This is a genomic window from Sphingomonas segetis (assembly GCF_009720245.1).
Classification (GTDB): Bacteria; Pseudomonadota; Alphaproteobacteria; order Sphingomonadales; family Sphingomonadaceae; genus Sphingomicrobium; species Sphingomicrobium segetis.
Window position 1 is genome coordinate 1 of record NZ_WJSQ01000079.1, and the last position, 12,231, is coordinate 12,231.

The window sequence follows — 12,231 nt, forward strand, 5'->3', positions numbered from 1 at the left end:
CGCCGCGCCGGCTGCGAGCGCGGCCTCCAGGCCGGCGCGCGCGGCCTTGTCCTGCCGGGAGTCGAGGCGCCCGGGCCGCATCGATCCCGCGCCGCCATGAATTACCAGCCGCCAGCGTGTTTCCGTCATCCGCGCGGCCATAGCGGCGGGTCTCCATCCGCGCCAGTTGACGAGTAACCCGAATCATATTATTATGATATCAAATTAAAGGGAGGCGGAAGTGTCCGACGACCAAGTCATTGCCCTCAACCCGACAAGCGAGAGGCTGGCGTCGACAGCCAGCGGCTACTTGCTGCTGGTTCTTGTCGTGTTGGCGATCCTCGCCGATGCTTTTGCGATTTCGCGGCTGCCCGACGGGCCGCGCGCGACGGAAATCGCGATCGTCGTCATCGCAACGCTCGTGTTCATTCTCGTCGTGCCCGGCTTCTACATGCTCCAGCCCAACCAGGCGGCAGCGGTTACCTTGTTTGGCGATTACCGCGGAACGGATCGTTCGACTGGCCTTCGGTGGACGTGGCCGTGGATGATGAAGAAGAAGGTTTCCGTCCGGGCGAACAACTTCATTTCCGAGAAGATCAAGGTCAACGACCTGCGCGGCAATCCGATCGAGATGGCCGCGCAGATCGTCTGGCGCGTGGTCGACACGGCGCAGGCGCTGTTCGACGTCGACGACTACAAGCAGTTCGTACGCGTGCAGGTCGAGGCCGCGATCCGGATCATCGGCTCGCGTTATCCCTATGACGACTTCGAGCACCAGGAAGTCACGCTCCGGGGAAGCCACGAACAGGTGAATGCGGAGCTTCGCACGGAACTCCAGGCGCGGCTCGCGGTCGCCGGGATCACGGTCGACGAATGCGGCTTTACCCACCTGGCCTACGCCCAGGAGATCGCGCAGGCCATGCTTCGCAGGCAGCAGGCTCAGGCCGTGGTGGCGGCGCGTCGAACCCTCGTCGAGGGTGCTGTCGGCATGGTTGAGATGGCGCTCGAGCAGCTGTCCGCGAAGGATGTCGTCGAGCTGGACGACGAACGCCGCGCGGCGATGGTCTCCAACCTCATGGTCGTGCTCTGCGGAGAGCGCGATACGCAGCCCGTCGTCAACGCCGGCACGCTTTACCAATAGGAGTGAGCCGTGCCCGACGGCGACCGCAAGGCCTATCCGCTGCGCGTCGACTCCGCGCTGTGGGCGGCGGTCGAGCGCTGCGCCGCCGCCGAGCTTCGCAGCGTCAACGCCCAGGTTGAATGCTTGCTCAGGGAAGCGCTCGCCGAACGCGGCGTGAGATTGAAGGCGCCTGCGCCGCGCAAGCGCGGCAGACCTTCGAAGAAGGAGAAGTGAGATGCTCATGGCCTTTCATTCGATGCCGCGGCACAAGCTCATCCTCATCGCCGTTGCGCTGGTGCTGCTTCTTCTCGGCATCGGGGTCGCACTGAGCTCTGCCAGATGAGCGACGGTCCCGAATGGTTCGCATCGAAGCGCTACGGCTATGGCGCGGGGCTGCCGATCGCCTGGCAGGGATGGCTGCTGCTGATCGGCTACATCGCGTCGATCGCTGCGGCCGGATTGCTGATTCCGCACAGCTTGCTGGCCTATATCAGCGCCTTCGCGATGCTTACCGTCGCATTTGTCGCAATCGTCGCGCGCACCACCAAGGGCGGCTGGCGCTGGCGCTGGGGAGAGAGGGAATGATGTTCGCAATGGTCGCAGCTGCCGCCGCATCGGTCGCCACGCCCATCAGCGCTCCGGGTCCGCAGGGTGCGCTCGCCGGAACGCTGCTGGGTGTCGGCGGCATTGCTCCGGTCGTGCTGATGATCCCCGGTTCCGGTCCGACCGACCGCGACGGCAACAACCCTGCCGGGCTGACCGCGGCGTCTTTTCGGCTGCTTGCCGAGGCGCTGGCCGGGCAAGGCGTTTCGACGGTCCGAATCGACAAGCGCGGCATGTTCGGAAGCAAGGCCGCGGTTGCGGACGCCAACAAGGTCACCATCGGCGATTACGCGGCCGACACGCACAGCTGGGTCAAGTCGATCCGCGACCAGACCGGCGCAAGGTGCGTATGGGTGCTCGGTCATAGCGAAGGCGCGCTCGTCGCGCTTGCTGCTGCACAGGAGCCGGTGGGCATTTGCGGCGTCATCCTGGTCTCGGGCGCAGGACGGAAGCTAAGCGACGTCATTCGCGAACAGTTGCGCACAAACCCTGCGAACGCGCCGCTGCTCGATTCGGCGATGGTTGCGCTGGATCAGCTGGAGCGCGGCGCTCACGTCGACGTGAGCGCCATGCATCCTGCGCTGCAAAAATTGTTCGCACCGCCGGTGCAGGATTTCCTGATCGACGTCTTCCGCTACGATCCGGCGAAGCTCGCCACTTCGCTCAAGGTGCCGCTGCTGATCGTCCAGGGCGAGCGCGACCTGCAGGTTTCGGTTGCCGACGCGAAGGCGCTCGCGGCGGCTCAGCCGAGCGCCAAGCTAGTGCTGCTTCCGTCGATGAATCACGTGCTGAAGGACGTCTCGACTGACGACCGCGCGGCCAATTTCGCGACCTATTCGGACTCTTCCCTGCCGGTCGACGCGGACCTGGTCGCCGCGATTGCCGATTTCGTGAGGCGCTAGCCGACCGAAAGGTCGCGCTGCTGGTTGACGAGCCGCCATTCGTCGAGATCGGAGAGCATGAAGCGCGCGGCCTGCTCCGTCAGGTCGGCGGCACGCGACAGCGCCGGATCCTTGCGCAGTTCCTGATCGATCTGTCGCAGGGTGTCGGCGGTTGCGAGCGAGCGCAGCGCGTCGCCGCCGAAATCACCCTGGAAGCGGATCCCGAACACTGCCGTCGCGAGCGCCGGGAATCCGGCCGATATCAGGGTGAACCAGTTGCTGTACTCGGTCACGTAATATGCGTTGGTCGCGAGCCCGACGAGCGTGATGTCGGAGACGATCAGCGTTGCGAAGAAGAGGAAGGTCCCCAGTCTCTCGAGACGGTGGTCGAGAAGATGGATCACGTGTGCGTTGCGCTCGTGATAGCTGACCTGGGGAGCGATTTCGTGGTCGGCGACCGCCCGCGCGATTCGTCCGGCGGCGGCGCCGTCGATGGCGCCGGAGGGGCACCCCATCGCCCGCCAGATGCCGCTGGCATAGGAATCGATCCAGCGCCGCGCGACCGGGTTGGTTGCAGTTCCAGGCGGGTCGGGCGCGGCAATGGCGAGGAGCTTGAGGCTGCGCATCGGCCGCAGCCGCTCGGCGAGCTGACGGTAATCGAGCCAGCGTCGGTGCCATTCCCGCTTGGTCCCGATGTGCGCGTTGAGGATGATCGCCAGGGTGATCATCATTTCGGCGAACGCTTCCTGGATCTTCAGGTGCGGGAACATGAAGGCGCCGAGGCCCATGCACACCGCGAGCCCGCCCATGACGAAACTGAAGATGTGCCCGCTGCGATAGGTCAGCGCGAGATTGGTCGCGAGGCGGTCGGCCCAGTTGTAGGCCTCTTCCAGCAGCGCGATCGGTGCTTCGACCTTGTGCGCCTGGACGCATTTCTCTCGGAAGTCCCGCCATTCCTCCTCGATCCAGCGTGCGCTTTCCCTTTCGGTAAAGTCGCTGAGCCTCATCCGGCGGACGCCTGCGGTGGCGAGGAGCAGCCGGTATTCGAAGCGCAGGCGGAAGCGCGGCAGCCGCTCGGCGTAAAATCCGGCGAGGAAGCGACGTTCCTGCTGGTCCGGCGGCGGAAGCAGGAGGCCCGCAAGCATGCGCTCGACATGGTCGAGGTCGAACGGCCGCTCCGACATCGGATCGACGCCGGACGTGTCGACGACGGGGTCGAACGCCGCCCACAGGATGCGGATCGGCTTGTCTGGTTCAGGCGGGATGTGGATCACCGGCCTGCCCGCGGTGACCGCCATCTGGACGACCTCGGCAGTGCCCCCGCGCCCGCGCGGCGGAAGCCCGTCCCAGACGGCGATCAGCGCGTCGCAATGGGCGACGGTCGCCCGGCCCGTCATCACATAGGCTTCGACGTCGCTGGGGTCCTCGCCGGGGAGCTCGAGCACCCGCGTGGCCCGGGCGAGCAGCGCGTCGAAGCGTTCCTGCGCCTCGGCATTGGCGAGGCTGGCCCGGTAATCGGCGCGGCGAAAAGGCAGGATCGTCTGCAGCTCCCAGCCCATCGACAAGGCCTGGTCGGCCGCGATCTGGTCGGACCCGTCGGCGATCGCGGACACGAAACGCAGCGCCGGCGGAGTGGACGAGAAGGAGCTTCGGGCGCTCTCGGAAAGCGCGAGCGCGGAAGTGCCGATCCTCTCGAGCACATCGGCGATGCGCGACGGCAGCGCGGCCGCCGCTTCGGGCTCAAGAGCCTCGGCACGATGCCCGGTGATTCCGACCGACAAGACGAATGGCAGCGCCGGCGGCCCCGGCCGCACCTGCTCCTGGATCAAGGACCCTTCTTCTTTTGCGCAGCCGATACGTTCACCCGCCAGATGATCAGCGCGATGATCGCCACGGCGAAGAGAATCCCGAGCACCTCGATCGTGGGCGTGACCGTGGACTTGGTGCCCCCGACAGGGCTCGTCGTTCCGCCGTTCTTGATAATCGGGTCGAGCTGCGGCGCGCCGTCGAAGTTGATTACATATGTGTAGGTCGCATCGAACGGGTTCGCGTCATGAACGACCAATTGGCCCTTCTGATTGATCGCCGAAGTGAAGACCGTCTTGTCGCAAGTCTGGGGCTTGCCGGTGCCCTGCTGGGCGCAGAACGCGTCCGTGGCGGCGAACTTGATGCTGCCGGGATGGCGAATCGTGAACGTGATGTCGCCGGTGTCGCGATCGGGCACGTGGATGACCGGGTAATGACCTTGCGCCTGCGGAGGAGCGCCATTCTTCGACATTTGCCACTTCAACGGCTGCGTGGGCTGGCCGACGGGAATGAGCTCGATCGTGTCCGCTTTCATCTGTCCCCCCTCGCTTCTATCGCGCCTTCGTCACCCGTTAGGCAATACCGCTGACCGGAGTGGTCGTCCCGCCGTTCTTGATGATCGGATCGAACGGCTCGACGGTCAGCTTCGGGTTATCGCACGTGAAATTCCATTGGTAGCTGACGTCCATCGGCACCGAATTGTTGTTGTTGTCGTTGAACGAGGCGGTGGTCGGGTAGATCTTCACGCTGACGATCTGCTTTGAGTTTTCGCCCGAAGCCGGCGGGCATGTCGAACAATTGTCCTCGCTGTCGAGACTTGCAAACTCCACGGTCAGCCCAGGCGGACTGGCGATGGCGAACTCGAACCGATGTCCCCCGGAGTTCGGCTTGAGGTCGGCGTCGCCGTTGCCGCTGATCCTGACCTTGTTGCCGACGATGGTCGCCGTGAGCGGTATCTTGTGATCGGTCATATGCGTCTGCTCCTGCATGATTTCGTCGTGTGTCATGATCCTGATCCTTCTTGCGAGTGCTAATCAACTCATGTTCGACCTGCGTATTCCCTGACAGCGGCGAGGTATCGCGGGTGGCGGTAGCCCATTTGCGAAAGCGTCGAAATCAGCGGCTCGGCGCCGGCCCGGTCGCCGAGCCGCAGCTTGAGCGCGGCAAGCGCGGCCTGCTCATTCGGAGCAAGATCGATCCGCTTCGGGATGCTCTGAACGGCCGCCTTCCGCCACTTGGCCGCTTCGTCTCGACGCTTGCCTGCATCGAGTGCGTTCGCCCCGGTGGAAAGGGCCCAGAAGGAAAGAATCCCCCGTTCGATCGGCTTGGGCGTCATTCGCGCCGCGACCAGCGATTGTCGGGCGAGGTCCAGCGCCTGCCCGTAATCGCCGCCAACCAGCGCGAGCCGCGAACGCATCCGGAAACATCTGGAGCGGAACTGCGATACCCAGTCGGCGACGTCCTTGTTGCGTCCGACAAGCCGCCGGGCGAGATCGCAGGCCGATCGCGTCGTCGCAGCGGCTTCGGACACCTGATCGGCGGCGAGCTGCAAATCGGCGAGGTCGAAACGCGCAGCGGCATTGGCCTGGAGCCACTCGGTGTTCTCGGGCTCGATCCGGAACAGGGCATCCGCGATACGTACTGCAGCCGTGGCCTGCTTGAGCCCGCCGGCGACGTCTCCAGTCGACCCTAGCAGGCGGCCGATCGCTCGTCGGCCAGTCATCAGGTCGCGCTGGACTTCGGTATCTCGAGGATCGGCCCGCTCCAGGTCGGCGAGCAGGCGCAGCTGCCGCTCGCGCGTCGCCAACGATTCTTCGAGTGCGCCGGAAGCTTCCTGCGCGTCCGCGAGCCAGGCAAGGGTGTCGTTCACTTGTTTTTGATAGTCGCGGTTCGCCGGTTCGGACGCAGCGAGAGCCTCTGCGAGGCCCAGCGTCGTCCCATAGGTCGCCGCGGCCTCGCGATAGCGGTGCTGCGCCATCAGCACGGTTCCGAGATTCGTGTTCGCATAATCCTGCTCGAGCCGGTACTCCTTCTTGTCGGGTGCAAGCGCGACCATCCGGTCGGCCAGTTGCTCGTACTCGCGGAACCGCGCCGCCGCCGCGCCCAGCTGCCCCCGCTGATAAGCGATGTAGCCGACCCAGAAGACATTCTGGGCATGGTCGAACAATCGCTGCGGATCGTCGGGGTATCGCCGGACCGCTTCGCCGGTGCTCGCAAGCGCTTCCTGGTAGCGGCTCAGCGCTCCCGTAAGGTCGCCGCGCGCGTTGGCAATCTCGCCGATCAACGTGAGCGCTTTCGCTCGCTGCGCCAGAGCTTCGTCGGACAGGTCGGCCTTGTCCTGATGCTGGTAATAAGCGAGCGCGCGGCTGCCGACCGCGTCGAGCGCATCGAGGCGGCCGATCGGCTCAAGCTTGTCCTTGAGGTCGCCGAGCATGAAGCCGACCAGCCCTTCGGCCTGCTTGCGCTGTTCCCTCGCCTCGTCGCGCGCCTGGAATGCGGTCACGGCAAGCGTGCTCGTCACCGCCATTCCGGCGAGCGACGCCGCGGCAACGAAAGCGAGCTGCCGGTGGCGGCGGACGGTCTCCCGCTGCACCAGATCGTCGAGGCCGATCCCCAGCATCCCCGCAATCAGCTTGAGGAAGGCGATTCGCCTGCCTTCCGCGCCTTGGCGGAAGTCGGCCGCCAGCGGCTCGGCGCGCTTCGACGTGCGGTGCCCCCGCCGGTCGTACTTGAAGCGCAGCGCGGGCGGAAAACATTCTTCGTGCTCGCGCCCGGGTACGTCGCTCGCGAAAGGCTCGCCCGCGAGCACGGCAGCGAGGACGCAGCCTTCGGGCCGCGTCCGCTTGAACGATTCGATCTCGAGGTTCGTCCACCGCGACGTCGCCGCAGTCGGCGAGCACAGCACGATGAGGAATTGCGAGGCGGCGAGCGCAGCTTCGATCTCCACGGCGAGGTCGTCGCCCGCTGACAGATCGTGCTGGTCGCGAAAAATCGGGGTCAGCCGCCGCGGGACCACGCCGTTCGCGGTGAGCTTACCCGCAAGCGATTTGGGCACGCGGAATTTCTCGAGCTCGCAATGAAGCCAGTCGGCGAGTTCCTTGTCCTTGTGGCTGTAGCTGAGGAACGCGTAGTAGCGCGTCCTCAGCCGCGGTGCGCGGCCGTGCGCCGGCTCCCGTCGAGCCGCCCTCTCCAGTCGCGGCAATCGGGCAAGCTTGGCCATCGGCCACCCCCGAGCGAGTCCCGTTAAGCGCTGTTAACACAATGCGATAAGAGTCGCGATTGCATTTCGATATGCGTCGGTGCGGCTTTGCCGTCCTCGCGAGAGCGCCTATATGCGGCGCATGTCCATCCGTCCCTGGCGCGATATCGAGCGGCGCAAGTCGCGGCAGATCATGGTCGGCTCTGTCCCCGTTGGCGGAGACGCGCCGATCAGCGTCCAGACCATGACCAACACCCCAACCGAGGACGCGAAGGCGACGATCGACCAGATCCGCCGCTGCGAGGAAGCGGGCGCGGACATCGTCCGCGTATCCTGTCCCACGCCGCAGGCGACTGCGGCGCTCAAGGAGATCGTGCGCGAGGCGAGGGTGCCGATCGTCGCCGACATCCACTTCCACTACAAACGCGCGCTCGAAGCCGCTGACGCCGGCGCCGCCTGCCTGCGCATCAACCCGGGCAACATCGGCTCGGAAGAGCGCGTCCGCGAGGTCATCGCCGCGGCTCGCGCCAACGGCTGCGCGATCCGCATCGGAGTGAATGCCGGAAGCCTCGAGAAGGATCTGCTTGAAAAGTACGGCGAGCCCTGTCCGGAGGCCTTGGTCGAAAGTGCGCTCGACCATATCCGAATCCTCGAGGACCACGGTTTTCGCGAGTACAAGGTGGCTGTGAAAGCGAGCGACGTGTTCCTCGCCGTCGCCGCCTACATGCAACTCGCCAATGAAGTCGACTGCCCGCTCCACCTCGGCATCACCGAGGCGGGCGGACTGATCGGAGGAACCGTCAAATCGGCGATCGGCATGGGCAATCTGCTGTGGGCCGGGATCGGCGACACCATCCGCGTGTCGCTTTCGGCCGAGCCGGAGGAGGAAGTCCGCGTCGGCTACGAAATCCTGAAAGCGCTCGGCATCCGCAACCGTGGCGTTCGAGTCGTGTCATGCCCGAGCTGCGCGCGCCAGGGCTTCGACGTGATCCGCACCGTCCAGGCGCTCGAGGAGCGGTTGCAGCACATCAAGACTCCGATGTCGCTCAGCGTCCTCGGCTGCGTCGTCAACGGCCCCGGCGAAGCGCGCGAGACCGACATCGGAATCACCGGCGGCGGTAACGGCACGCACATGGTCTATCTGTCCGGCGTGACCGACCACCACGTCAAAGACGCCGAGATGATCGAGCATATCGTGAGCCTGGTCGAGGCGAAGGCGGCGGAGATCGAGGCGAGCGACGCTGCTTCCGGGGGCAGCGGCCAAAGCAAGCCTGCGCGGGCGCTGCCGGTCCTCGACGCCGCGGAGTAGTTTAGCCTTTCTTCACCTCTCCGGCGCAGCATCGCGCCGTGACCAAGCTGCTGCTCATCGGACTTGCCGCAATTGCGCTCGCGAACTCGCTCGCAGCCGAGAGCGCGCAGCCGCCGATGCTGATCGACAAGGCTCCGGCAGCCACGCCCCTTCACGCCGAAGACTAAGCCGCTAGAGGCGGCGCGTGCGCCGCGTTTCGCATCCGGTCCAGGGCTTCCTTGCCGCGCTCGCCGCGGTCGCGGTGCTGTCGATCATGGATGCGGTGATGAAGCACCTCGTGATCGCGATCGGCATCGTTGCCGTCAGCATCTGGCGCGCGGTTGCGAACCTCGCGCTCAGCGCCGGCCTTTACCTGCCGCGCCGCACCAAGTGGCCGAGCCGCAGCACGCTGTGGATCCACGTTGCGCGCAGTATCGTGGTGACGGTCATGGCAGTGCTCTTCTTCTGGGGCATCGGCCGGGTGCCGCTCGCACAGGCGATCGCGCTCACCTTCATCGCTCCGCTGATCGCGATGGTGCTCGCGCCGCTGGTGCTCAAGGAACGCCTCGCGGGGCGCTCGATTGCCGGTGCGCTCGCCGCCTTCGCGGGGGTGGTGGTGATCGTCGTCGGGCAGGCACGGTCCGAAGTCGCCGACGACGTGCTGCTCGGGATCGCCGCGATCCTCGCCTCGGCGGTCTGCTATTCGGTCAACATCCTGATGATGCGCTGGCAGGCGCTCGCCGCCAGGCCGCTCGAGATCAACTTCTTCCAGTCGATCGTGGTGCTGCTCCTGTGGATGGCGGCAGTGCCGCTCGTCGGCGTGCCCGAATGGCCCGAGGGGCAGCTGACCTGGGTGGTCGTCGCGTCGGCTCTTTCCACGAGCGGGGGGCTGCTGTTCGCCTGGGCCTATGCGCGCGGCGAGGCGAGCTATCTGGCAGTAACGGAGTACAGCGCGTTTCTATGGGCATCCGCGCTCGGCTGGCTCGTGTTCCGCGAGCGCGTGACGCTAACCACAGTGGCCGGGGCGGCGCTGATCGTCGGCGGCTGCCTCATTGCCGCGCGCCGCAAGCATCCGGTCCCGCCGGAAATCGACATGGCCGCCTAGCCGCCGCTTCCGAGCACGTTGATGGTGAAGGCGAGCACGCCGATGTTGAACGCGAACGCCGCGAGGGAATGAGCGGTCACTACCCTGCGCATGGGTCGGCTCGTGACCTGCACATCCGACGTCGCGAACGCCATTCCGCAGGTGAAGGCGAAATATAGGAAGTCACCGTAATCCGGCTCCGCCGTATCCGGGAAATCGAGGCCCGAGCATTCGTGGCACTCGTTGCCATAAGCGAGATGGGCGTAGTGCAGCGCATAGATCGTGTTGCTGAACAGCCATGCGATCGCGAGCGTGAAGATGATCAAACCCTTGGTGAAGGGTTCGGGATTGCCTCCCATGGCTTCGGCGCCGATGGCGACGAGCAGCACGGCCATTACGACTCCGGTAATCCCGAGCAGCATTGTCCGATTGGCGTCGTTCGCGGTGGCATGCCTGCGGATCTCGGCGGCGCTGCGCCCGCCAAGCAAAGGTGCGCATGACGCGAGGAACAGGACGGCGGCGAAATCGAAGCCTGCCATGAATCCGAGAGTCGGGGCGTGGAGCAAGTGCCCGGCGACGAAGGTCCCGACAATCAGCAGGGCGACGAACAGCAGAAAGCGCGGCGGCGCGATCCTGTTGCCGATGCCCCTCCTGTCAGCCATGGCGGCGCAGGTTATCGCCGGATTCACGCGCGTCCAGTAAAGGAGTGTCCATGCCCTGGTTCTGGCTGATCGTCGGGGGCCTCTTCGAGGTCGGCTTCACGACTTCGCTGCGGTTCGTGGACGGGTTCAGGAACGTGCCGTGGACGATTGCCTTCCTGGTCTCGGTCGCGATCAGCATGGCCCTGCTCGAGCTTGCCTCGCGCTCGATTCCGATGGGCACCGCTTATGCGGTGTGGGGCGGGATCGGCGCCGTCGGAACCGTCGTTGTCGGCATCCTCTGGTTCCAAGAGCCGTCGAGCACGGTGCGCGTGCTGCTGATCCTGGCGATCGTCGCGGCGATCGCGGCGCTCAAGCTGACGGCCTAGCGCGGCGCTGGCTCGAGATAGGGCGCTACCTGCGGGTCGCCTTCCTCGATGGAGCGGTAAAATTTGGGAGTCGGGAAGGGGCCGCGCGCCCGCTCATACGCATAGCCCAATGACAGCAGCAGCGCTTCGCTCCACTTGGGCCCCATGAAGCTGAGGCCGACGGGCAAGCCCTTTACCAGCCCCATCGGGACGGTCAGATGCGGGTAGCCCGCAACCGCCGCGAGAGAGGCTGCCCCGCCGCCACTGAACTGGTCGCCGTTCACCGCGTCGATCTTCCACGCCGGCCCGGCCGTTGGGCCGACCAGGGCGACTATTCTGTAGTCTTTCAGCAGCCGGTCGATGCCGTTCGGCCCCGCTGCCGCAAGGCTGGCGTTGCGCGCCTTCTTGTAGGCCGGGTCGCTCAAGCCTGTGGTCTTTTCGGCCTGCTCGAACAATTCCTGGCTGAACAGGCTCATCTCCTGCTGTGCGTGACCCTTGTTGAAGGCGATGAGGTCAGCGAGGCTGCGGACGGCGATCGGCGCCGGGCTGCCTTTCAGATAGTCGGCCATATCCGCCTTGAGCTCGGTCAGCAGGACGGTGAGTTCGTTGCCGCCGATGGCGCTGTCGTCGAACTTCCTGATGTCGACGAGAACGGCACCCTGCTCGCGCAAGATGGCGAGCGCGGTCTCGAACGCCGGATCGAGCTGCTCGGTCGAAGCGAAGCGCATTACGCCGATGCGCTTGCCCTTGAGCGCATCCGCATCGAGCTGCGCGGCATAATCAGTCTTGTGCTTGTCCGCCTCCACGGTCGCCGCATCAGCAGGATCGCTGCCCGCGATCACCGTCAGCAGAACCGCGGCGTCGCGCACGTCGTCGGTCATCGGCCCGGCTGTGTCCTGGCTGTGGCTGATGGGGACGATGTGGGTGCGGCTGACCAGCCCGACGGTGGGCTTGAGGCCGACAACGCCATTGATCGCGGCCGGGCAGGTAACTGAACCGTCCGTCTCGGTGCCGATCGCGAACCGGACGATCCCCGCCGCGACCGCAGCGCCGCTTCCGCTCGAGCTTCCGCAGGGATTGCGGTCGAGCGCCCACGGGTTGTGCACCTGCCCGCCGACCGCGCTCCAGCCGGAAATCGAGTGCGACGAGCGGATGTTCGCCCACTCGCTGAGATTGGTCTTGCCGAGGATCACCGCGCCGGCGGCGCGCAGCCGCGCGACCAGCGGCGCGTCGCGGTTGGTAACGTTGCCCGCGAGCGCGAGGCT

At 65.8% G+C, this 12,231-nt stretch carries 14 protein-coding genes; 8 read left to right on the forward strand and 6 right to left on the reverse strand.

The features are described from left to right. The first annotated feature begins 337 nt into the window (after window positions 1–337). The 4 genes from GH737_RS08970 to GH737_RS08985 all read left to right on the forward strand — a co-directional run bounded on the left by GH737_RS08970 (window position 338) and on the right by GH737_RS08985 (window position 2,604). Window positions 338–1,120 (forward strand): SPFH domain-containing protein, encoded by a 783-nt coding sequence (locus tag GH737_RS08970; protein ID WP_420853437.1) that lies wholly within the window; start codon window positions 338–340, stop codon window positions 1,118–1,120. Window positions 1,121–1,129: 9 nt separating this feature from the next. Next, window positions 1,130–1,333, forward strand: a complete 204-nt coding sequence (locus GH737_RS08975) for a type II toxin-antitoxin system antitoxin (RefSeq protein ID WP_155264498.1) — start codon at window positions 1,130–1,132, stop codon at window positions 1,331–1,333. A 105-nt stretch (window positions 1,334–1,438) separates the two neighbouring features. Beyond that, window positions 1,439–1,684 carry a hypothetical protein gene (locus GH737_RS08980; protein WP_155264499.1) on the forward strand — a complete coding sequence of 82 codons (246 nt, stop codon included), beginning with the start codon at window positions 1,439–1,441 and terminating at the stop codon, window positions 1,682–1,684. Then, window positions 1,681–2,604, forward strand: coding sequence for an alpha/beta hydrolase (locus GH737_RS08985; protein ID WP_155264500.1), 924 nt, complete (start codon window positions 1,681–1,683; stop codon window positions 2,602–2,604). Before GH737_RS08980 ends, GH737_RS08985 begins: the two co-directional genes overlap by 4 nt. On the opposite strand, the gene GH737_RS08990 is transcribed toward GH737_RS08985, so the two are convergent. From GH737_RS08990 to GH737_RS09005, 4 genes are read right to left on the reverse strand one after another with little or no spacing between them, the layout of a single operon-like run. Beyond that, a complete protein-coding gene (locus GH737_RS08990; protein ID WP_155264501.1) occupies window positions 2,601–4,412 on the reverse strand; it encodes a hypothetical protein in 1,812 nt (603 codons plus the stop codon). The genes GH737_RS08985 and GH737_RS08990 overlap by 4 nt on opposite strands. Next, complete coding sequence (locus GH737_RS08995) at window positions 4,409–4,924, reverse strand: hypothetical protein (RefSeq protein WP_155264502.1); 516 nt, start codon at window positions 4,922–4,924, stop codon at window positions 4,409–4,411. The genes GH737_RS08990 and GH737_RS08995 overlap by 4 nt, the downstream gene beginning before the upstream one ends. Window positions 4,925–4,961: 37 nt before the next feature. Continuing rightward, window positions 4,962–5,396: a hypothetical protein gene (locus GH737_RS09000; RefSeq protein WP_155264503.1), complete on the reverse strand. Its 435-nt coding sequence runs from the start codon at window positions 5,394–5,396 to the stop codon at window positions 4,962–4,964. 32 nt (window positions 5,397–5,428) lie between these two features. After that, window positions 5,429–7,609, reverse strand: coding sequence for a toll/interleukin-1 receptor domain-containing protein (locus tag GH737_RS09005; RefSeq protein ID WP_155264504.1), 2,181 nt, complete (start codon window positions 7,607–7,609; stop codon window positions 5,429–5,431). A 121-nt stretch (window positions 7,610–7,730) separates the two neighbouring features. Here GH737_RS09005 and ispG point away from each other — a divergent pair, with 121 nt between their 5' ends. Genes ispG through GH737_RS09015 form a run of 3 tightly spaced genes read left to right on the forward strand, consistent with a single transcriptional unit; the run spans window position 7,731 to window position 9,981 of the window. Next, the gene (ispG, locus tag GH737_RS09010) at window positions 7,731–8,897 is read left to right on the forward strand and encodes a flavodoxin-dependent (E)-4-hydroxy-3-methylbut-2-enyl-diphosphate synthase (RefSeq protein WP_155264505.1); all 1,167 of its coding nucleotides are present in this window, start codon (window positions 7,731–7,733) and stop codon (window positions 8,895–8,897) included. A 38-nt stretch (window positions 8,898–8,935) separates the two neighbouring features. Then, complete coding sequence (locus GH737_RS15990; RefSeq protein ID WP_275401956.1) at window positions 8,936–9,064, forward strand: hypothetical protein; 129 nt, start codon at window positions 8,936–8,938, stop codon at window positions 9,062–9,064. 17 nt (window positions 9,065–9,081) lie between these two features. Further along, on the forward strand, window positions 9,082–9,981 hold the full coding sequence (locus GH737_RS09015; protein ID WP_230558718.1) for a DMT family transporter: 900 nt from the start codon (window positions 9,082–9,084) through the stop codon (window positions 9,979–9,981). Here GH737_RS09015 and GH737_RS09020 read toward each other — a convergent pair. Continuing rightward, on the reverse strand, window positions 9,978–10,622 hold the full coding sequence (locus tag GH737_RS09020; protein ID WP_155264506.1) for a DUF1345 domain-containing protein: 645 nt from the start codon (window positions 10,620–10,622) through the stop codon (window positions 9,978–9,980). The genes GH737_RS09015 and GH737_RS09020 overlap by 4 nt on opposite strands. A 50-nt stretch (window positions 10,623–10,672) precedes the next feature. Between GH737_RS09020 and GH737_RS09025 the strand changes: the two genes are divergently transcribed. Next, the gene (locus tag GH737_RS09025; protein WP_155264507.1) at window positions 10,673–10,987 is read left to right on the forward strand and encodes a DMT family transporter; all 315 of its coding nucleotides are present in this window, start codon (window positions 10,673–10,675) and stop codon (window positions 10,985–10,987) included. Here GH737_RS09025 and GH737_RS09030 read toward each other — a convergent pair. After that, a partial coding sequence (locus tag GH737_RS09030; RefSeq protein ID WP_155264508.1) for an amidase occupies window positions 10,984–12,231 on the reverse strand: 1,248 nt, incomplete at its 5' end. The genes GH737_RS09025 and GH737_RS09030 overlap by 4 nt on opposite strands.